Genomic DNA, 19,043 nt, shown 5'->3' with positions numbered 1-19,043 from the left:
CCCGAGCGAACGATGTCCCGAACCTACCAATCCTCAGGAGTTCTACTGATGCGTAACAATATTCGAAAGGGCTTCCCTTCCTCAGATCGCCGGCAGGACCGCAAACGGCACCGGACCTTTTCGGTCGTTGCCGCGGCGGCCCTCGGTGCCATGACGCTGGCGTCCTGCTCGCCGTCATCCGCCCTCAGTCCCGATACCGTCGGTTCTTCCTCCACCGAGTCCGACGCGGTTCAACGCTCCCTCGACGCGCTGGTGAGCGAGGACGGACTACCCGCCGCCCTCGCAAGCATCCAAGACCGAAACGGCAACTCCCACAACTACACCGCAGGAGTCGGTGACCTGACCACCGGATCAGAGGTACCCCCCAACGGCCAGATACGAATCGGCAGCAACACCAAAACCTTCACCGCAGTAGTGGTCCTGCAACTGGTCGCCGAAGGAAAGATCGAACTCGACACCCCCATCGAGACCTACCTACCCGGACTCGTCCGCGGAGACGGGATCGACGGCCACAACATCACCATCCGCCAACTCCTCCAACACACCAGCGGACTCCCCGATTACGGAATACACGTCAATGACGAAGAGATCAGATACCGCTACGCCGACCCCCACGATTTGCTCGACGTCGCGTTCCAACACCCCGCCGACGCACCGCCCGGAACGAGTTGGGGGTACAGCAACACCAACTACATTCTGGCCGGCCTACTCGTACAGAAGGTTACCGGCCGCCCCCTCGCCGAGGAGATGAATCGACGTATCTTCGCGCCGATCGGCCTGCGCGACACCTACTTCCCATCCCCGGGAGACATGACCATCCGGGGTCCCCATCCCAAGGGATACCACCGCACCGCACCAGACAGCCCACTGAGTGACGTCACAGAGATGGACCCGTCGTGGGGATGGGCCGCAGGGCAGCTGATCTCCACCACCTCGGACCTCAACCAGTTCCTCTACGCGCTACTCGACGGACGACTGCTCCCCGCAGCCGAACTCGACCAGATGCGTACCACCGTCCACGTCGGCGGGCCCACCGGACTCGAGTACGGCCTCGGCCTCACCAGCAGGACTCTCTCGTGCGGCGGGGTCTACTGGGGCCATGGCGGCGACATAGTCGGTTACGAGACCCGCGGCGGCATCACCGACAACGGGCGCGCCGTAAACCTTGCGGTGACTGCTCTTCCCACGACTGCGTCCGCCACGCAACACGTCGTAGACACCGTGGACAGAGCTTTGTGCAGTTAAAGCTCTGGTGACAGCGTCACCCGGAATCTCACCCGAGTGACGCTGTACCGCCCGACGAAACATTCGGTCGGTTATTGGCCGAACGGACCAATGCGGCCTACGTGTCCGCTGCCACACTTCATCAGTCCATGCGGCACAACGCAATTCAGGAGGCATGATGAAGTCGGAACGCGCCACAGTTGAGGAACCCTCGCATAGCGGCGGCAAGTCGATACAAAACATATTGGACAACAAGTCAATTCGTCGAACAACGACTATGACTGTTGGGCTGCTCAGTACGATCTGGATGATCGACATGATAGATCGCGTGATGATCGGGCTTGCACTGCCGATGATCGGAGACGAATTCTCCCTCAGTAATACGCAATTGGGCGGAGTCGTGTCGATCTTCGCCATCTTTTACATGCTCGGGCAGGTCCCCGGCGGCATGCTGGCCGACCGATTCGGACCCCGGCCACTGTTGATCGTTGCGTTGATCCTGTGGTCGGTGTTCACCGCACTGACAGGATTCGCCTGGGGACTCGTCTCGCTGATGGTCATGCGTGCGATGTTCGGGCTCAGCCAGGGTCTCTTCCCAGCAGCGTCGTTCAAAGCTCTGGCTGAGCGAACCCGTCCGAAAACTCGCGCCACGGCCATGGGCTTCATGATCGGTGCAAACAACCTGGGCCCCGGCATCGCACCATTGATCATCGCCCCAGTTCTCATGGCCGTCGGTTGGCGGGACGCATTTTGGCTGGTGGCCATAGTCGGCGCCGTGATCGGCACAGTCGTCTGGTTGGTGCTCCCGGCGCCGTTGGACACAGAGATCACGGAAGATCCGGAGGCCGCACTGCAACCGCTCGCCAGTGAACACTCACGCGCCGCGGTATTCAAGTCCGTTTCGGTCTGGAAGTTCGCACTTCTGTTCTGCCTGGCTAACATGGCCGGATATGGGCTGTTGACCTGGGTGCCGAGCTACCTCCTCAACGAAAAGGGGCTCTCGCTGATCGATACGGGAATCTTCGCGGCGATCCCGTTCATCGTCACGGCATTGGCCATCGTCGTCGGTGGACGTCTGGTGGACAAGTACTTTCACGACAGCGCGCGCATTCTGCTCGTTCCGTGCATGGCCACCTCCGCCATTCTGCTGTTCTTGATGACTACCACCGATACCGTCGCGATGTTCACGTTCTATCAAACCCTCGCGATGGGCGTCAGCGGACTGTGCTCGATGTCGATCTTCGCCCTCCCGTTGCGGGCATTGCCTGCCGAATTCCTCGGTTCCGGAATGGGTTTGATCAACGGTTGTGGACAGCTCGCCGGTTTCATCACCCCCCTCGTGATGGGATGGATGGTGGACCAGTTCTCGTACATGGCCGCGTTCGGAGTCCTGGTCGGCGCGACGGCTGCGGCGGCTCTGGTGGCCATGATCGTTCCGCAAACCCCGGCGAAATTCTGAGGGCTCTCACGTGGTCCGGCGAAGTGGCCGCTGAAGGGTCGTTCCCGGCAGTGGCCGCTTCGCCGATCCGGAGCTGACCCCGGTGCCAGCTCGTCACCTCACTGCATCGAACCCGTTGCGCGAGCGCCGAAGTGCGCGCCCTGCAAGCATCCCCGTCGGCACCCCGTCCGACAGTGCCGGTTGCCCATTGACCACAACGTGCCGCATTCCGGTCGCATACACTCTTGGGTTGTCGTATGTCGCGAGATCCTCTACCTGCGAGGGGTCGAAGATCGCCAGATCGGCGTATCCCCCTGGCGCAATGTAGCCCCGCTTCGCCAAACCGAAGTTTTCAGCAGGAAGGCTGGTCATTCGGCGAACGCATTCCTCGACTGATTGCCCGCCAATGCCGCGGGTGTAGCGGCTCAGAATACGGGCGAAAGTTCCGAATGAACGGGGGTGGACGGGTTGCCCCGCGAAAAGGGTCTCCGTGCTTTGAGCATCGGCATCGGAACCAACCGAAACCCAGGGACGCTCGAAGGCAGTTCGCGTGTTGTCCTCCGACGCAATGAAATAGGCAGCCTCGGCTGTGGGGAGAGCGTCGAGAACAGCCAGTATGGTGTCTACCGGGTCGTGATGCCCCATCCTCCGAGCAATAGATCCCAGAGCTTCCCCCGCTCGGATCCCGAGTGCCGGTACCTCGGACAAGATCGTCACCCCATCGGCGCCTCCGGACGCAGCGTAGAGATTCTCCCAGTCCTCGTCCTCACGATGGATCCTCTCGCGGATCTGCTCTCGGACACCGGTCGAGTTCAGGTGCGTGCGCCCGACCGTCGTGTCACGACACCGAAACTCCGGTGGCAACGCGGCACTGAGCAGCGTGTTCCCCGCCTCGTACGGATATACGTCCGCGGTGATTCGCACACCGTCCTCGCGAGCCGACTCAACCAATTGCAAGGCCTCGGACATTTTGTGCCAGTGCGACTTACCAGCAACCTTGAGGTGGTAGATCTCCCCGCGCGCTCCTGTCGTTCGAGCGATATCGACCAGTTCCTCGATGCTTTCGAGAAACCTCTGCCCTTCGCTTCGGAGATGGCAGATATGGACGGCATCGTGTCTGGCGAGCACCTGCGAAAATGCTCGCAACTCGCCGGAATCCGCATAGCTTCCGGGTGGATAGATCAGAGCCGAACCCACTCCGAGAGCTCCATTTTCAAGCTCCTCGTCGAGCAGGGCACACGCTTCGGCCAGCTCTTGTTCACTCAACAGGCGATTGTCCACACCCGCAACCACCATGCGCAGATTCGCCGCGCCGACGAAGCTCGCCACGTTGAAACCGACGCCGTTCGTCTCCAAGGATTCGAGAAAATCATGCAACCTCGGCCAATGTGATTGCACCCCAGTTGGAATCGCGCCCAATCCGAGCATCGCCGGAGTCATCGAACCCGTGACCGGTCCGAGAGACACGCCTTCACCGAAGACCTGGGTTGTGACCCCCTGATACAAGTCCGACAATCCTCGTGGGTCTTGCTGCAGCGTGAGGTAACTATGGCTGAGCACATTCACAAAACCGGGAGCCACCATGCAACCGCGAGCATCGATGTCGATCGCCCCCGGCACAGCACCGATCGTTCCGACTTCCACGATCGTGTCACCGGAGATCGCAACATCCGCTTTCCTGGGCGGGCTCCCTCTACCATCGAGCACAGTCCCGTCCCGAACGACGATTGTCGGCAGCATCACGTCTCCTCCACGGTGGCCTTGCTGTCGCGAGATGCGACCCTGTTCACTTTGCTGAATCGTGGAAGCGAAATCTTGTTCCAGACACACATACGCGATGCAAAATTGGTGCCGCCCTACCAAACTGGCCCATGGTTCCGATCATGCCATCGGTCAGCCGACGACCCCGCGGATCTCATTCTCGGAGGCATTGGCGCCCGTGCAGACAACAGCAACGCGCTTGCCAGCGAAGGTGTTCGGATGCGCATAGACCGCAGCAAGTGCGGCCGCACCGGCGCCTTCGCTCAAAGTGTGAGCGTCGTAGAGCAACGCCCGCTGCGCGAGGGTGATGTCATCGTCCGTGACGAGCAGGAATCCCCCGAGGCGTTCACGCAAGACACGTTGAGTGAGTGCGAACCCGGCACCGGTCGCAAGCCCTTCGACACGGGTGGTGTTCGAGCGCTCGACGCACGTGCCGGAACTCCACGAGTCATGTGCGGCTCGTGCGGCCTCAGACTGCACTGCGAACACCTCGAGGTGCGGTGCAAGCGCACTGGCGACGAGACACGCCGCCGCCGCACCGCTGCCGCCACCGACTGGGACCACCACCGCGTCCAGATCAGGTTGTTGTTCGAGGAGTTCGACGTAGGCCGTTGCAACACCGGCGAGGATTGCCGGCTCATTGGCGGCGCTCACGAGACGCAGGCCGTCACGTTCGCTGATGAAATCGGCATGAGCACGTGCCTCGTCGAAGTTCACACCGTGCTCGATGAGCTCGGCTCCGAGCATGCGGACAGCGTGAGCCTTGACTGGATTTGCCCCAACCGGCATGACGATCACACACCGCACGCCCGCACCCGCCGCGGCATACGCCAAGGATTGAGCATGGTTTCCGGTCGAGTAGCCGACAATCCCCCGCGCCCGCGTCGCCTCATCCAGTCCTGCCACCAGGTTCAGTCCGCCGCGAACCTTGAACGCACCCGTGGGGTGCACGTTCTCGTGTTTGACGAACAATTGGCTGCACGAGCCCGCACCCAAGGTCGGGTGCGATATCAGGGGCGTGACCGGTAGATGCCGACGGACGACCTGACTGGCACGCTCGATGTCTGCCCATACGGGTGGATGTAGCTGGTTTGATGCCGTGAGATCAGATGCCGGTGCCATGTGATTCACCCTGCCAAACACCGATTCATAGATCCAAAACGTGTTTTCGTCCAAAGCATCGAAATCTTCTATGATTTTGGCATGCTCGATCTAATTCGGCTGAGGGTCCTGGTCGCTGTTGCACAGGAAGGGTCGGTGACAGCCGCCGCCGATTCTCTCGGTTACGCGCAGCCCTCCATCAGTCACCACCTTCGACAGCTCGAATCGGAAGTCGGGGTTCCACTGTTCCAGAGAGCGGGTCGTGGACTGCGCCTGACGGACGCCGGCGCAGTGCTGGTTCGGCGAGCCACCGAGATCCTCGGCCACGTCGACGCAGCGGTAGCCGAAGTCCAGACGTACGCAGGACTGAGGGCCGGGCGGGTACGACTGGCCGCATTCCCGTCAGCCCTGGCGAGTTTGATTCCGCAGGCGATGGCAGCGTTCACGTCCCAGTACCCCGATGTGTCCATCAGCCTCGTTGATGCAGAACCACCCAAAGCACTTGCACTGCTTCGTAACAACGATGTCGACGTAGCTGTTGTCTTCGCGCACGAGGACACCCCTGAAGTCGGGCTCAAGCATGTCGCGCAGACGACTTTGCTGGAAGATCCGTTGTACCTGATCACCTCTACGCGGAATGCAGATGCCGCCAACGAGATCACGGACTACGCCGGTGAGACCTGGATTGCCGGTTGCCCGAGCTGCCGAGCCCACCTCCTCACCGCTTGCAATCGAGCTGGATTCAATCCGCGGATCGAGTTCGAGACCGACGACTACGTCGCCGTCCAAGCCCTGGTCGCCTCCGGAAGCGGGGTAAGCACCCTTCCGGCCCTCGCCCTCCAGGCACATCAGAACCCGAGTATCCGCGCACACCGCATTCCCGGCGAGCGACGCACTGTCTCCGTCGCAACCTACGGCAAACCTCCACTTGCTCCCGCGATCGACGCGTTCGTCAGAACTCTGACAGCGATATCCGAATCCATGCGTGAGCGCGTCGAATTGGATGGGCACCAAGATAACCGGTGACCTCAGGTCCGGCCGACCACCGCGACTATCAGTGCGGCAAGTTCGCTTCGAGCATCGTCGGGCGAGAGCGCTCCCGCTACCGCCGCATGCGAGAGTGCCTCTGCAGCACCGAATATTGCGGTCATCGAAGGTTGCGCAAGTCCTCCGCCCGCACCAAAGGGAGTCAGCACCTCCCGACATCGTTCGGAATAGGCGTGTTCCGATTCACGCTTGACCCGCTCCAGCTCGGGCGAACCCTCTAGCGCTGCAAGCACACCCGACAGTTCACGCCCCTGCGCCAGCGAACATCCGACGTAGGAGTCGGCGATGGCATTCGCGCGTCCGTTCAGAGACTCATCCGCGGCATCGAGATACTCCTCGAGCATCACCGTCTGACGATCGTCGAATTCCTTGAAGAGGGCTGCCAACAACGCGGCGCGAGAGGCGAAATGGCTGTATACAACTGGCTTTGCAACGCCGGCACGTTCAGCCAACCGACCAAGGGTCAGCGCGTCCGCACCCTCATCTCGCACCAACGCCCACGACACCTCCACGAGTTGTTCGTACCTGCCGGCTCGCGACAGTCTCGTACGTGCCATCGGACACCTCCTTGCGCTATATACCAATAGTAACCTACTCTTAGTACATAAGCGCACCATCTACCGAAGGACGCTCATGACCACACTCGTCGTAGTCTCCCACCCCGATCCCCAGTCACTTACCCAGCATGTCGCCCGTTCTACCGCCGACGCGATCCGCGACCTGGGCGGCGACGTCGACTTCGCGGACCTACATGCCGAGAGTTTCGATCCCCGATTCGCCGAAGCCGATGTGAACCTGTTCCGCGGCAAAGGGACTCCCCCGGCCGACGTTGTAGCCGAGCAGGACCGAATCGATCGTGCAGACGATCTGATTCTCGTGTTTCCGATGTACTGGTGGTCGATGCCCGCACTACTCAAAGGTTGGATCGATCGAGTCTTCGTCAGCGGATGGGCGTACGAATTCACCCCGGGAAGCGAATTCGTGAAGAAACTGGACCGACTCACCGTCCACCTGATTCCAGTCGCAGGTGACGACGCCGAGAGTTTCGACCGACACGGCGTGTACGAGGCCTTCCGGACACAGATCGAACGCGGAATCATCGAATATTGCGGTGCCACACTGGGATCGACAACCTTCGTTCACGAGTCGGACACGAAGAGCCGAGACGTCCTCGCCGCAGAAATCCACGACCTCAGCGAAAGCATCGCGTCCCGTGTCGCCTACCCTGCGACCGCGACTTCCCGTTGACGGTCAAAAACGGTCAACTGGCGCTTGACCGGCCCGTGGCCGCCCAGTAGCGAAGCGTGTCTCCCGAATGGCCGAGGTTGCGCGACAACTGATCAGCTGGGCGCACGCTATCGAGAAGTCCCCCACACCCTTCGATAACATTACGCGAACCCGCGTTCGTTTCGTCGCAGGTAATCAGGACGCGACTGAGCCCCACCGGGTCGCCGGCATACGTGAGCACTTCCCCCAGAGCAGCCGACGCTATCCCTTTCCGGCGTTCCGACGGCCTGACCCCATAGCCGATATGACCACCGACATCGGCCAAGAACTCATTCAAGCTGTGCCGCAACTGGATAGCACCGAGATACCTGCCGTCTCGAACGATCCACCAGTTGGTTGCCGGGACAATGTCGGGCCCCGGCAACGCCTCGGGCTGCGCCAACAACTCCTGCACCCAGTGCCCGAACCCATCGCGGGAGGCAAGGTCGAGATCCAGACGTTGCGCAACTCCCAAGGCCGAGCCGGGCTGATCCGCCTGCGGTCCACCCCACTCGTCACGCGACTCCAACCAGGACACCCACAAGGCCTCGTCAGGCGCAACCAAATCGACTGTCATAGCAGCGATGCTACGTCGCACCCGCAATGGTCGAGACTTCGCCTCAATCCATCGCAAAAGCACATAGTGTCGATGTATGAGTGGACGATTCACAGCTGGGGTCTTTATCGTCGTCGTCAGTGTCGTCGCCGTTGCGTTGGTTTGGACCGGCGTTCGAGACTATGAATCTTTCACTCCACCGGTCGCGACGGCGGTCGATCGGGCAGACTGCCTCGCCCCCGATATCACCGCCGCGCTCGTAGCCCCCGAGGCACGCGACAGCAGCATCGCACTTCGCCCCGAGGGAAGTGGTTACCCGCCTCCTGATTTCAGCCCCGTTGCCGTTGTTCGATGCGAACGCGGAGAAACGTCCGACGGTGGGTTGACCATCGACTCCATACGCCTCGAGGGGGACATCCACGCGGTGGACGATGCATTCCGCGAACAGTCTCGTCGATTCCTGCCAACGTCTGGGCCGACTGCGCGTACCGTCTCGTCCCGCCAGCCGGTTTGTGGCTGGTAGACGAAGCAGGAGCAGCCATACGCCCTACCTGGCCGACCGCGCCCTGCGGACTGCAAGAGAAACCACACGCAGCCCTGAGCCAACTACATGAGATCAGCCGCGCGCAGCATCCGGTCGACGGCATCTCCTCCGATGACGCCGGAACCTGCGCGGAGTCGATCGGACAACCGTTCGCGACGACCACTGAAGCTGACATGAGTCGCATGGCAGAACACGAAGACACTCACGCGCGCCCACTGACGGAAACAGCTTTGGCTACACCGATTTCCGACGTCGGCAGACTACTGGTGTGCCGCTATTCCACCGAACCGCCGCTGCCCGAGTCCCGAATCCGCTTGTCACGCCAGCAGAGTACTGATCTGATGGAGGTTGCATCCACCGCGCCACCTGCAGGCCCATGCGATCTCGTCGCCCATCACATCGCTTCGATCGACGTACTTCGTCCCGACGGATCGGGCGGCACGCGGATGGCAGTCGAACTCGACGGATGCCAACGCGTAAACCTCCTCGGACAACGTCAATTACCGCCCGCAGTCATTGCGCTCCTGTTGCAGTAGCGATGACCCACACCCGAGTTCATCGAGACTGATCGTAGAAAACCGACGATGAAATCACAGGTCTCGAATCGACGTGACGACAACCGGCCTGACCGGCTTGGGCGCCGCGCCGCAACTCGGTGGACGCGGCGCGAGTTCGGAGACTGCAGTCTCCACGGCCCATTGCCGGCCGTCCACATGTGCGACGACGCATGTCCCGTCACTCGCCTGCTCGATGACAGCCAAGTCGTCGATTCCGCAGGTTATTTGCTGTCGCACAGCAATTTCCGAAGCCTGCCCCGCAGGAGACCAACAACTCCGTCCACGCAGGCCTGGCAAATGGACCTGATCTCGGGAAGCCACCTCCACGGCCGTGACACTCTCACTTGCCGACAGACGGCCGTACGTATTGCCGCTCGGCAACAGGATCATCGACGGCGCGAATCGGTGCCCGCCGGTATGCGAACACTCCCACACCTGGGGTCCGAAGGACGACATCAGCGCTGCGGCGATCGGCCTGCCGAATACAGCGCAGCACTGGTCGCGCTTGCCGTGTGCGCAAACCAATACGACTGGCTCGGTCACTTGCTCGCCCAGTCCTGGTGGCGGCCCATCCAACAAGAAGAAATCGACGTCGAGTAATTCCATCGGCGAATCGATGTGCAACCTTTCACACCATGAGTCGCTCGGATCGGAGCGCGCAAGCAGGACGGTGTGTCCATCAGTCATCGGATCGGTACGCCCGGGTCGCCGAACGAACATGATTCGTACGTTCGCTGCATCGGCTCGGCGGCTCAGCTCGGCGGCAAGCTCCTCCCCCAAGGCCGTACCGTCCAACACGTCACGACCCCACGCGGCATTGAATTCGAGGCATACCCAGCCCTGCACGACGGCAGCGCTGCCTGCCAGCGGCTCATCGACAGCAGACAGTGCGGAACAGGTTTCGGCTTCGATCACGAGGCCCATTGTGTCAGCCTCGCTGGGTGTCGATTCGCAAGTCCCTGTGGCCCAGTGACGCGGCAGCTCAATAGAACTTCTTGCCCTCCGTAAGCTGGTTCACGAACTTCTCGATCCGCCTGGCTCGCGTCTCCGGACGCTTTGCCTCCTGCAGTCGGTACGCGATGGTGAATCGGTTGGTGGAATTGAGCGTCGCGTAGAACTCACGAGCCTTCGGGTTTTCCGCGAGCGCATCGAGAAAGTCTTTGGGGACCTCGGCCTTGGCTGATCCCTCGTACGCGCGATCCCATCGACCGTCGGCCTTGGCCTTCTCGATCTCGGCGATGCCGGAAGGCTCGAGAAGTCCCGCAGCGTCGAGGCGGGCGACTATCTCGACGTTGCGTTTGGACCACGGACTCCGCGCGGTGCGTCGCGAAAACTTCTGTACGAAGAAATCGTCGTCGATTCGCCGTGCGAGGCTGTCGATCCAGCCGAAGCACAGGGCAACGTCCAACGCTTGGTCGTAGTCGATCGAACTGTGCGACGAGGTCTTCTTGGCCATTTTCAGCCAAAGGCCGGGGACCAACTCGTGGTTCTCGGACAGCCATCGACGGAACTCTGCTCCGTCAGCGAAGTATTCGGTGCCGAGTTCGACTGCCATCAGTGCTCCTCATTTTCGCGATACCCATACTCTGACAAAACCCTGCGACAAATATCCGAGAGTTCCGAGTGCGAGCACCCATTTGGCAATACTGACGGTCGAAGCGGCGCGAACCCTCGAGTCGGTGATCCTGTCGCGATGATCGAGGAAATGGAGTCCGACCACGTTCTCGACGTAGTCGCCGGCCGCCGACAGTACGGGCACTACGGCAAGGGCGCGCCGAGTTGCCGGGGAAAGGGGAACCCACTCCCCGAGCCTCGTGCCCGCTGACCGCAAAGCCATCGCGTAGATCGCGGGATGTACGAAGTCGGGGTAGTAGTGACTACGAAATCGTGCCGTGGCCTCTGCGTCCATGGAGTCCAATATTTCGACGTACCGGCGAGCAGAGAAGGCCGTCTGCACTTCCAATACTTTGGGAGCCACCGGCCCGAGTAGGCGAGCAATATTCGCTTGTGAGACAACAAAAGCGGTAGTCCACAGTGCCATCGCCTTCGCAGATCCAGTTGGTGCCATGCCACGATCGTGCCATCTTCGCACAACAGAACGGAACGGCCCGACGGAAGAGCTCGCCGAAAATGTGAATGAGGTTGTGAAAAACGGGCATTCCGTATCGATCATCGGTCCGATAGCGGGGAGCGCGCATGTCGCCCAAGTCCAACCCGACTGTTCTGTTCATCCACGGACTTTGGATGCACCCGACCACGTGGGACCCCTGGGCGCAGGTTTTCAACGCGCAGGGATACCCCACGATGGCGCCGGGGTGGCCAGGGGACGCGTCGACCGTGGGTGAGACGCGTGAACACCCGGAAGACATCGCGGGACACGGCATCGAGGACGTGACGGATCACTACGCCAAGGTGATAGCCGATCTCGACGAACCACCGATCGTGGTGGGGCATTCGTTCGGAGGTTTGATCGCGCAGAAACTGCTGGGCCAGAAGTTGGCGACCGCGGCAATTGCCATCGACTCGGCTCAGCCCAAAGGGGTGTTGAAACTTCCCCTCGTTCAACTGGGCAGTGTTTTCCCGGTCCTGTCCAACCCCGGGAACTACCGGAAGGCGTACTCACACAACAGAGAGTCGTTCCACAAGTCCTTCGCCAGTGCCGTGTCCAAGGACGAGTCCGACGCATTGTTCGAGCAGTATGCGATTCCCGCCCCTGGTCGGCCGTTGTTCGAGGCAGCACTCGCCAACTTCGCGCCCCACAGCCCCGCTGCAGTAGATTTCAACGCTCGCCGCGGGCCACTCCTGATGATCGGCGGCGGCAAGGATCGCACAGTCCCGAAAGCCAGTTCGGACAGCTCGTTCAAGAAGTACGCCAAGGCCCCGACGATCAACGAATACAAGGTCTTCGGCGATCGAGGTCACTCGCTGACCATCGACCACGGCTGGCGTGAGATCGCGGACTACAGCCTTGCCTGGCTCGACAAGCAGGGCATGAGCCCGCCGCAAGGCAAGCACGAAAGTCAGTCTCAGCCGAAAGCTTGAAAACGACGGCGGTACACCTGCGGCGAGATTCCGAGATGCGTCGAAAATGCTCGTCGTAGGGATTCGGAACTGCCGAATCCCGCCAATTGCGCGGCTTCGGTCACCGAGTGGCCGGCATCGAGGAGCGCTTTCGCGGAGTCGAAACGGATCAACTCGACGTATTTGGCCGGCGTCGTACCGAGTTCTTCCCGAAAGAGCCTCGTCAGATGCCGTGGGCTCAGGTGCGCCAGGGCAGCCAGTTCGTCGACTGAGTACTCCCCCGCCGGATCGGCGGCCATCGCCTCGACCACTGCGCGAAGCGCGGGCACCCGGGGCCGCGGCCCGCTCAACGACGGCGAGAACTGTGACTGCCCACCTGGACGTTGGAGAAATACCACCAGAAGCTGTGCGACACGTCGGGCCATTTCTGCACCATGATCTCGCTCGAGCAATGCGAGCGCGAGGTCGATCCCGGCGGTCACACCCGCAGACGAGAACACCGTGCCGTCCTGGATGAAAATGGCGTCGGGAACTACCGTGATCTGCGGATAGGCGCGCGCCAGCGTTGCCGTGTGTTGCCAATGCGTCGTTGCGCGGCGTCCGTCGAGCAGTCCACTCGCCGCCAGGATGAATGTCCCGGTACAGATCGAGGCAACCCGACCCGAACGTCTCGCCAGATCGCTCGCTGCCTCACGCAGTTCCGGACTCACCGGCATCGACGGGAACACGTCGCCACCCATGACCAGCAACGTGTCGAAGGAACCGGAATCTGCGACGTCACAGTCGACCGGAATGCGCATGCCGGTCGACGAGTCGACATCGTGTCCACCCACCGAGCAGATCACCAACTCGTAGTTCGCTCCGCCGCGATTGGCCTCTGCGAACACCTCGCTCGGACCTGCGACGTCGAGCAGTTTGACGCCGTCGAATACCAGGACGGCAACTCGATGCACTGCGGTCACGATCGCTCCCCTTCGTCCTGATCTGTGGACAGTATGGCCGAGATCAGGGTGCGCCCGCGTGCGTGTTCGACCGACACTGGGACAGACCGAGAAATTCGCAGCAGCGACGAGCAGAGCAGGTACCGATGAACACGATCATTGCCGGTGTGAAAATCCCCGATTCGAAGATGGCTGCCGACGCCACCGAACTCGTCCGAGATACGGCGTCCGAGTTACTGTTTCACCACTCGCGACGCGTCTTCCTCTTCGGATCGCTGCAAGGCGCGCGTTTGGGACTGCACGCCGACCCTGAATTGCTATACGTCGGCGCCATGTTTCACGACCTGGGGCTCACCGAGAAATTCCGGGACAGTACGGCGCGATTCGAATTGGACAGCGCGGACGAAGCGCGGCGATTCCTCACCGGCTACGAAGTCGACGAAACCGACATCCGCAAAGTGTGGGAAGGCATCGCTCTACATACGACGCCCGCGGTCCCCTCGCGGCTGGAGCCCGAAATCGCCTTGGTGACAGCGGGTGTGGAGACCGATGTACTGGGAATCGGATACAGCGAACTCGACCGGGCCGACATCGACGCCGTCACCGCGGCCCACCCCCGTCCGGATTTCAAGAATCAGATCTTGAAGGCCTTCACCGACGGCTTCAAGCACCGTCCCGAAAGTACGTTCGGGACGGTGAACGCTGACGTACTCGAACATTTTGTGCCGGGATTTCGGCACATCGATTTTGTCGAGGTCATCCAGAACTCGGCTTGGCCCCAATAGAATTCGCAGTCATTTGGCCGCCTCACTCATCGCAGCGGCATCTTCTGCCCCGAACTTTTCCTCGAGGGTCTCCGGCGAATAGTCGAGGTCGATCTCGGCGACGTCGCGCCCGCGTGCAGACTCGATCGCCGAAAGTCGGCGCTGTGCGCGGTCTGCGGCATACTCGAGGAACTCCTGATTGTCCAAACCGAACGGCTGCACCTCGAATTGATCGTTGACCCAGTTGATCATTCCGAGGGCCATGGGCATGAGTTCACCCATCCGCTGCTGGACGACGTCCCAGTTGTGATCGTCGGCGGCGACGTGCCTTCGGCAGGTGAACGTCCCCCAAGCCATGTGCCGTCGTTCGTCGTCACCGATCTTTCGCACCAATTGCTGCATGCCAGGGAGGATTCCGCGCGTCGCACAAACTTTCTGCCAGGCGTAGTAACCCGTCAACGCCAGACTGCCCTCGATGACGTGGTTGTACGTGACGCTGGCACGCACCTGGTTGACCGGGCTGGGGTCTGTCTCGAGAATGCGTAGCGACGACGGCAGCTCCTCGTAGAACAGTTGCCGGTAGTACGGATTGTCAGCGACGTAGGAATGCAGGTCACTGGTCAATCCCACTTCGTCCATCCACAGCCGAAACACCTGGGTGTGCTTGGCTTCCTCGAAACAGAACTGCGTCAAGTACATCTCGTCGCCGAATCGTCCCTCGGTCGACATTGCTTTCATGAACGGTTGAATGTCTTCGGTGACGGCTTCTTCACCGGCGATGAACTGCGCACACAGGAAGGTGGCGCTGCGCTGTTGTTCGCTGGTCAGCTCCTGCCAGTCACGGGCATCCTGCGAAAAATCGAGGTCGGTTGGGTTCCAGAATTTGGCGTTTCCCTTGGTGAACAATCGGAGTGGGAACGAATCCCAGTTCAACCCTCCAGACCGAAGAGAACTGAAACCTTCTCGCCCCGGCGAGGTGACAGTCATGACATTCCTTCTTCCCGAACCGAAGACAGATGCCCCACCAGCATGCCCGCAGAACTGAAACGTGAATCAGTTTTGACGAAATTCGATCTATTCCTTCAGGGAAACACCCTTGGTCTCCATCACTGCGAAGAGCTTGGCGTTCATCTGGGCTGCCAGATCCGGCCGATACGAACCGATGTTGAGCGGATTGGCGAGATTGTTCAGTTCCAAGGGGTCGGCTTGTAAGTCGTACAGTTCGTATTGCGGCGCAGCAACTCCCGCAGGATCGAAGTACATCGTGTACTTCCAGCGGCTCTCGCGTATGCACCGAATGTGGTTGGGCTGCGTGACGATGTTCTGACCGTCGGGCGTCGCACAGTTCTGATCGTCGTAGGTGAACAGAATCGTGTCCTGAACCTGCGCGCTGGGACTTTTCGGATACGCCGCAGCGTCGACGATGACCGGTGTCAGATCGGTACCCAGGAAGTTCCACGATTGACGCGCAGGCGCTTGGGCGAGTGTGGCGAGAGTGGGCATCACGTCGATCAACGACGCCAGGGCGTCGGTGCGAACGGGTTCGGGAAACAGCAAGGGGTTGCTGATGACCAGTGGAACGCGCAGTGTTTCCTCGTAGGCGTTGAACACTTTCTGCCGCAAACCTCCGTGGCTCATCCCCATCTCCCCGTGATCGGACATCCGAACGATCACCGTGTCGTCGAGCATCTGTGGAGTGGCTTCGATCGCGTCGAGCACGCTGCCGATGTGTTCGTCGACCACCTTGTGCATATAGGCGTAGAAGTTGATGTAGTTACGCGCCTGATCGGGTCCGAGCAGCGGCCCGAGCCCGGCTGCCAACAGCAGTTCCGACTGAACCTGGGCTGTCGGTTTGTGATTGAGCGCCAAGATCTCGTCGAAGGTGGGCGGCAAGTCGATACCCTGCTCGAAGGCGCCTGGCGCGTCCGATCCGTAGTTGTCGCACGTGCCGTTCATCGCGTTCCACGTCTGGGGGTACGCGAGGACATCGTGCGGGTTCACGAACGAGACGATCAGCGCCCAAGGCTGTCCGGATTCGACTGCGGGTCCGGAGAGAAACTCGACAGCTTCCTCGGCGACACGGCGATCATGGTCTGCGCACCCGCCACCGAAATGATCCGGATTGGTGTCCTGGCCCGCGTCCGGCGGAATCCACCCCTCGAAGCCGAATCCTGCCACGTCCTCGCTTGTCGGATCACCACCCTCGACGCCTTTGCTCAGATGCCATTTCCCCCGGTACTGGACGTTGTAGCCGGCCGACGCCAGCAGCTTTGCCATGTTCTGTTCGGAGACCTGCAACTGTGGCTCGGTGGGTGAGACAGTGCCACCTTCGGTGAGCGTTCTGGTGACCCCGTGCTGCGCGGGGTAGAGGCCGGTGAAGAACGTACTGCGACTGGGCGAGCACATCGCGGTGTTGCACACTGCCTGGTCGAAACTCAGCCCGTGATCGGCAATCCTCTTGCGGTTGGGCAGATTCTGTTCAGCCCAGCCTTGGGGCCAGTACATCGGCCGGCGTTCCTGATCGGTGATGATGACAACGATGTTGGGTTTCTGTGGAAACCGATCGGCGGGCGCTGCTTGTACCGGCGCCGCGCTCACCGCGCCGGTTGCGACGTCTGCCACTCCGGCGAGGACAAGAGCACCGACGCCACCGAGGAACGTCCGGCGCGGCAATGAATGACAATGCGAGGCTGGAACGTTCTCTGGGTTCACGTGCGTCGTCCTCTCGGAGGCGTTGTCGCCCCAGAGTTGACCGAATCAGTGTTCGCTACACATGCTCGAGCAAACCGCCTGACTGATCAGCTCGATTACCCGATCCGCACAGCGCAGCGGATCCGGTGTCCGGCCGATGCCGAGAGTGTCGACTATCGAAATCGTCCTTCGCACATCAGCCTCCTCGACGCCCCACGACCAACCGAAGTCGTGATTCCAGAGCAGAACTGCGTTCTTCCCCGGATGGTTTCGGGCATGAACGGGGAGAACAATCACCGCATCCGTGCTCGGGCCCTGCGGCCATCGAACTGTCTCACCGTGAACGGATCGTGCTACCGCGTCGACGTATTCGTGTGCGGACCAGTCGTTGCCGTTGGTATGCATGGAAGTACATTCGGTGCCACACACGTTTCGGATGGGTTCGTGGCATCACCGATCGAGTATTGCGCTTTCAGGAAATGAACGGCAACACAACGGATTCGAATTGGCGATGACCGTCGCGGTGGACACTGTGGCCGGTACGGAAAGAGACCAATTCGCAGCGTGCGACGGTGGCTGCAACAGCGTCGAGGCGAACAGGATCCACCATCCCGCCCAGACCTCCACGCAGGAACAACATGTCAGCCTCGATGAGCGGCAACCGATCCCACCACTGCGGATCCGGTCGGCGGAACTGCTCGAGCGCGGACCGCGTCATCGAGCGATCGAACGTCAACGCGGCTCGCGGATGCCGCACCAAACTTGTTGTGGCGTGCCACAGTTCTGGGACACTCGGCAATTTCCTCGCGAACACCTGTTCCGGGTCACCCGCACGTAGTGGTAACGGCGCTTCCTCGATGACCAACTTCCGCACCGCAGTGGGACGTTTCTGCGCGATCAACGACGCCGCGTGCCCGCCGAGCGAGTGGCCGACCAGATCCACCTGCTCGAGTTCGAGATGATCACACACGTCCATGACGTCGTCCGCGAACTCCTCGAACAGATACGACGACGCACGAGCGCTCCGGCCGTGGCCGCGAAGGTCGACCGAGACAACTCGCCGGTTGCGTGATCGCAAGGTCCGCGCGAACTTGTCCCAGGTACCGCTGTCGCCGCCCATCCCGTGCACGAGGACTACCGGAGGCAGATCGGCCACACTGGGATGCGAGCCGGAATCGCGGTAGCTGATCTGGACCCCGCCGGCACTTCGTACGTTAGCGACACTCACGAGTTCCCAGGATAGACCCGTCCTCACGGATTGCTGACGCGGTCAGCCGAGGCCGCAACTCCCCTGGTCGCGTGACCTCGTCGTAGCGACCGAGTCCGATCCTCGCGATGTTTCGCAGCGACTCGCTTGCATCGGCGAAGTAGCCGCAATGCCCTCGAACGGCACCGGTACCGAAAACAATGGCTCCGTGCTGCGCCCGAACTGGAGACGGGCCGTGCCCGATGTGGCCGATCTTCACGCGTGAGAAGTAGCGGATCCAGTCCGACGGACCAAGCGCAGCCCAGAGATTTCCGGCAAAGCACAGGTCTTCGCGCGAACTGGTCCCCATCCCCGGACTACCCAGCACCACGCAATCGTCCACTCGCGCCGACGGGAGAGCGAGTCCGCACACCACGGCCCCGTAGCTGTGCCCGACGAGCGTCACATGCGCCGATCGCGGCAGGATACGAGTCAACCGCGCCAGATCTATCGCACCAAGTTCTGCAAGTGTCCGGGAGAACGACTCGAGAAATCCCCACGGCGTCCGATAACCGACCCACACGATCACCGCGACGCGGTCGTTCGGCCCGAGCGTTCGGAGCATCCTTCCCAGTGTCCATCCGCTCGCCCGTGGTCCTGTCGGACGGTTCTCGTCGAAGTAGTTTCCCAGTCCGTTGTCGTTGCCCGGCACGAAGATCATGATGTGCTCGGCTGTGGCGACATCGCCGAACACCTCCACGATCCGGCCTTCGCCGGACTCGTCGTATGCCAGAAGTTGTGCGTCGCGTAGCTCCATCGGCTCGTAGTGAAGTCGATCGGTTCCGGAAACGTCAGCTCGACCCGCCGTTTTCATGACACTCCTCGCGAAGAGTTGCAACGACGAGAACCATTGCAACAGTGAGTTTTTGAATGTCATCAACGCTAG

At 61.2% G+C, this 19,043-nt stretch carries 21 protein-coding genes; 8 read left to right on the top strand and 13 right to left on the bottom strand.

Annotated elements, in window-relative coordinates:
- Positions 1-48: 48 nt before the first annotated feature.
- Positions 49-1,245 (top strand): serine hydrolase domain-containing protein, encoded by a 1,197-nt coding sequence (locus M0639_RS09755; protein ID WP_230359677.1) that lies wholly within the window; start codon positions 49-51, stop codon positions 1,243-1,245.
- A gap of 286 nt (positions 1,246-1,531) precedes the next feature.
- Positions 1,532-2,683, top strand: coding sequence for an MFS transporter (locus tag M0639_RS09750; RefSeq protein WP_223304655.1), 1,152 nt, complete (start codon positions 1,532-1,534; stop codon positions 2,681-2,683).
- 93 nt (positions 2,684-2,776) lie between these two features.
- Here M0639_RS09750 and M0639_RS09745 read toward each other — a convergent pair whose 3' ends face one another.
- On the bottom strand, positions 2,777-4,402 hold the full coding sequence (locus tag M0639_RS09745; RefSeq protein WP_064073915.1) for an N-acyl-D-amino-acid deacylase family protein: 1,626 nt from the start codon (positions 4,400-4,402) through the stop codon (positions 2,777-2,779).
- Positions 4,403-4,555: 153 nt separating this feature from the next.
- On the bottom strand, positions 4,556-5,545 hold the full coding sequence (locus M0639_RS09740; RefSeq protein ID WP_007727455.1) for a threonine ammonia-lyase: 990 nt from the start codon (positions 5,543-5,545) through the stop codon (positions 4,556-4,558).
- 81 nt (positions 5,546-5,626) lie between these two features.
- Between M0639_RS09740 and M0639_RS09735 the strand changes: the two genes are divergently transcribed.
- Complete coding sequence (locus tag M0639_RS09735; RefSeq protein WP_064073916.1) at positions 5,627-6,550, top strand: LysR family transcriptional regulator; 924 nt, start codon at positions 5,627-5,629, stop codon at positions 6,548-6,550.
- 2 nt (positions 6,551-6,552) lie between these two features.
- Here M0639_RS09735 and M0639_RS09730 read toward each other — a convergent pair whose 3' ends face one another.
- Complete coding sequence (locus M0639_RS09730) at positions 6,553-7,128, bottom strand: TetR/AcrR family transcriptional regulator (RefSeq protein ID WP_054828062.1); 576 nt, start codon at positions 7,126-7,128, stop codon at positions 6,553-6,555.
- 76 nt (positions 7,129-7,204) lie between these two features.
- Between M0639_RS09730 and M0639_RS09725 the strand changes: the two genes are divergently transcribed.
- Positions 7,205-7,819, top strand: a complete 615-nt coding sequence (locus tag M0639_RS09725; protein ID WP_042923456.1) for an NAD(P)H-dependent oxidoreductase — start codon at positions 7,205-7,207, stop codon at positions 7,817-7,819.
- 13 nt (positions 7,820-7,832) lie between these two features.
- Here M0639_RS09725 and M0639_RS09720 read toward each other — a convergent pair whose 3' ends face one another.
- Positions 7,833-8,414, bottom strand: a complete 582-nt coding sequence (locus M0639_RS09720; protein ID WP_050656866.1) for a GNAT family N-acetyltransferase — start codon at positions 8,412-8,414, stop codon at positions 7,833-7,835.
- 76 nt (positions 8,415-8,490) lie between these two features.
- Here M0639_RS09720 and M0639_RS09715 point away from each other — a divergent pair, with 76 nt between their 5' ends.
- Both M0639_RS09715 and M0639_RS09710 read left to right on the top strand, forming a co-directional pair.
- Positions 8,491-8,916 (top strand): hypothetical protein, encoded by a 426-nt coding sequence (locus M0639_RS09715; RefSeq protein ID WP_231915133.1) that lies wholly within the window; start codon positions 8,491-8,493, stop codon positions 8,914-8,916.
- Positions 8,917-9,119: 203 nt separating this feature from the next.
- Positions 9,120-9,473, top strand: a complete 354-nt coding sequence (locus tag M0639_RS09710) for a hypothetical protein (protein WP_231915132.1) — start codon at positions 9,120-9,122, stop codon at positions 9,471-9,473.
- A 54-nt stretch (positions 9,474-9,527) separates the two neighbouring features.
- Here M0639_RS09710 and M0639_RS09705 read toward each other — a convergent pair whose 3' ends face one another.
- From M0639_RS09705 to M0639_RS09695, 3 genes are read right to left on the bottom strand one after another with little or no spacing between them, the layout of a single operon-like run.
- Complete coding sequence (locus tag M0639_RS09705) at positions 9,528-10,418, bottom strand: ferredoxin family protein (RefSeq protein ID WP_003940919.1); 891 nt, start codon at positions 10,416-10,418, stop codon at positions 9,528-9,530.
- Positions 10,419-10,476: 58 nt separating this feature from the next.
- The gene (locus M0639_RS09700; protein WP_064073917.1) at positions 10,477-11,049 is read right to left on the bottom strand and encodes a YdeI/OmpD-associated family protein; all 573 of its coding nucleotides are present in this window, start codon (positions 11,047-11,049) and stop codon (positions 10,477-10,479) included.
- Positions 11,050-11,058: 9 nt separating this feature from the next.
- A complete protein-coding gene (locus tag M0639_RS09695; protein ID WP_064073918.1) occupies positions 11,059-11,562 on the bottom strand; it encodes a hypothetical protein in 504 nt (167 codons plus the stop codon).
- 128 nt (positions 11,563-11,690) lie between these two features.
- Here M0639_RS09695 and M0639_RS09690 point away from each other — a divergent pair, with 128 nt between their 5' ends.
- Positions 11,691-12,536: an alpha/beta hydrolase gene (locus M0639_RS09690; protein ID WP_064073919.1), complete on the top strand. Its 846-nt coding sequence runs from the start codon at positions 11,691-11,693 to the stop codon at positions 12,534-12,536.
- Here the strand turns inward: M0639_RS09690 and M0639_RS09685 are convergent.
- Entirely contained in the window at positions 12,521-13,477 is a 957-nt protein-coding gene (locus M0639_RS09685; protein ID WP_064073920.1) for a GlxA family transcriptional regulator, read from the bottom strand. The genes M0639_RS09690 and M0639_RS09685 overlap by 16 nt on opposite strands.
- A 125-nt stretch (positions 13,478-13,602) precedes the next feature.
- Between M0639_RS09685 and M0639_RS09680 the strand changes: the two genes are divergently transcribed.
- Positions 13,603-14,241, top strand: a complete 639-nt coding sequence (locus tag M0639_RS09680; RefSeq protein WP_064073921.1) for an HD domain-containing protein — start codon at positions 13,603-13,605, stop codon at positions 14,239-14,241.
- Positions 14,242-14,250: 9 nt separating this feature from the next.
- Here M0639_RS09680 and M0639_RS09675 read toward each other — a convergent pair whose 3' ends face one another.
- The 5 genes from M0639_RS09675 to M0639_RS09655 all read right to left on the bottom strand — a co-directional run bounded on the left by M0639_RS09675 (position 14,251) and on the right by M0639_RS09655 (position 18,971).
- On the bottom strand, positions 14,251-15,207 hold the full coding sequence (locus tag M0639_RS09675; protein WP_003940790.1) for a R2-like ligand-binding oxidase: 957 nt from the start codon (positions 15,205-15,207) through the stop codon (positions 14,251-14,253).
- Between the two features lie 87 nt (positions 15,208-15,294).
- The gene (locus tag M0639_RS09670) at positions 15,295-16,932 is read right to left on the bottom strand and encodes a sulfatase family protein (RefSeq protein WP_064073922.1); all 1,638 of its coding nucleotides are present in this window, start codon (positions 16,930-16,932) and stop codon (positions 15,295-15,297) included.
- A gap of 45 nt (positions 16,933-16,977) precedes the next feature.
- Positions 16,978-17,316: a DUF6292 family protein gene (locus M0639_RS09665; protein ID WP_064073923.1), complete on the bottom strand. Its 339-nt coding sequence runs from the start codon at positions 17,314-17,316 to the stop codon at positions 16,978-16,980.
- A gap of 67 nt (positions 17,317-17,383) precedes the next feature.
- Positions 17,384-18,139 (bottom strand): alpha/beta fold hydrolase, encoded by a 756-nt coding sequence (locus M0639_RS09660; RefSeq protein WP_030535116.1) that lies wholly within the window; start codon positions 18,137-18,139, stop codon positions 17,384-17,386.
- Positions 18,126-18,971, bottom strand: a complete 846-nt coding sequence (locus M0639_RS09655) for an alpha/beta hydrolase (RefSeq protein WP_064073942.1) — start codon at positions 18,969-18,971, stop codon at positions 18,126-18,128. The genes M0639_RS09660 and M0639_RS09655 overlap by 14 nt, the downstream gene beginning before the upstream one ends.
- Positions 18,972-19,043: the final 72 nt, after the last annotated feature.

The sequence above is a fragment of the Rhodococcus qingshengii JCM 15477 genome (assembly GCF_023221595.1).
Classification (GTDB): domain Bacteria; phylum Actinomycetota; class Actinomycetes; order Mycobacteriales; family Mycobacteriaceae; genus Rhodococcus_F; species Rhodococcus_F qingshengii.
The sequence above is the reverse complement of the archived record's forward strand: the minus strand, read 5'-3'. Positions and strand labels throughout refer to the sequence as shown.

What these genes read in the sequence shown, in the direction of transcription:
- M0639_RS09665 (WP_064073923.1), bottom strand. Translation starts at nt 17,316, where the DNA reads ATGCATACCAACGGCAACGACTGGTCCGCACACGAATACGTCGACGCG.
- M0639_RS09695 (WP_064073918.1), bottom strand. Translation starts at nt 11,562, where the DNA reads ATGGCACCAACTGGATCTGCGAAGGCGATGGCACTGTGGACTACCGCT.
- M0639_RS09735 (WP_064073916.1), top strand. Translation starts at nt 5,627, where the DNA reads ATGCTCGATCTAATTCGGCTGAGGGTCCTGGTCGCTGTTGCACAGGAA.
- M0639_RS09740 (WP_007727455.1), bottom strand. Translation starts at nt 5,545, where the DNA reads ATGGCACCGGCATCTGATCTCACGGCATCAAACCAGCTACATCCACCC.
- M0639_RS09755 (WP_230359677.1), top strand. Translation starts at nt 49, where the DNA reads ATGCGTAACAATATTCGAAAGGGCTTCCCTTCCTCAGATCGCCGGCAG.
- M0639_RS09655 (WP_064073942.1), bottom strand. Translation starts at nt 18,971, where the DNA reads ATGAAAACGGCGGGTCGAGCTGACGTTTCCGGAACCGATCGACTTCAC.
- M0639_RS09675 (WP_003940790.1), bottom strand. Translation starts at nt 15,207, where the DNA reads ATGACTGTCACCTCGCCGGGGCGAGAAGGTTTCAGTTCTCTTCGGTCT.
- M0639_RS09725 (WP_042923456.1), top strand. Translation starts at nt 7,205, where the DNA reads ATGACCACACTCGTCGTAGTCTCCCACCCCGATCCCCAGTCACTTACC.
- M0639_RS09720 (WP_050656866.1), bottom strand. Translation starts at nt 8,414, where the DNA reads ATGACAGTCGATTTGGTTGCGCCTGACGAGGCCTTGTGGGTGTCCTGG.
- M0639_RS09680 (WP_064073921.1), top strand. Translation starts at nt 13,603, where the DNA reads ATGAACACGATCATTGCCGGTGTGAAAATCCCCGATTCGAAGATGGCT.
- M0639_RS09705 (WP_003940919.1), bottom strand. Translation starts at nt 10,418, where the DNA reads ATGGGCCTCGTGATCGAAGCCGAAACCTGTTCCGCACTGTCTGCTGTC.
- M0639_RS09745 (WP_064073915.1), bottom strand. Translation starts at nt 4,402, where the DNA reads ATGCTGCCGACAATCGTCGTTCGGGACGGGACTGTGCTCGATGGTAGA.
- M0639_RS09715 (WP_231915133.1), top strand. Translation starts at nt 8,491, where the DNA reads ATGAGTGGACGATTCACAGCTGGGGTCTTTATCGTCGTCGTCAGTGTC.
- M0639_RS09730 (WP_054828062.1), bottom strand. Translation starts at nt 7,128, where the DNA reads ATGGCACGTACGAGACTGTCGCGAGCCGGCAGGTACGAACAACTCGTG.
- M0639_RS09750 (WP_223304655.1), top strand. Translation starts at nt 1,532, where the DNA reads ATGATCGACATGATAGATCGCGTGATGATCGGGCTTGCACTGCCGATG.
- M0639_RS09700 (WP_064073917.1), bottom strand. Translation starts at nt 11,049, where the DNA reads ATGGCAGTCGAACTCGGCACCGAATACTTCGCTGACGGAGCAGAGTTC.
- M0639_RS09690 (WP_064073919.1), top strand. Translation starts at nt 11,691, where the DNA reads ATGTCGCCCAAGTCCAACCCGACTGTTCTGTTCATCCACGGACTTTGG.
- M0639_RS09710 (WP_231915132.1), top strand. Translation starts at nt 9,120, where the DNA reads ATGGCAGAACACGAAGACACTCACGCGCGCCCACTGACGGAAACAGCT.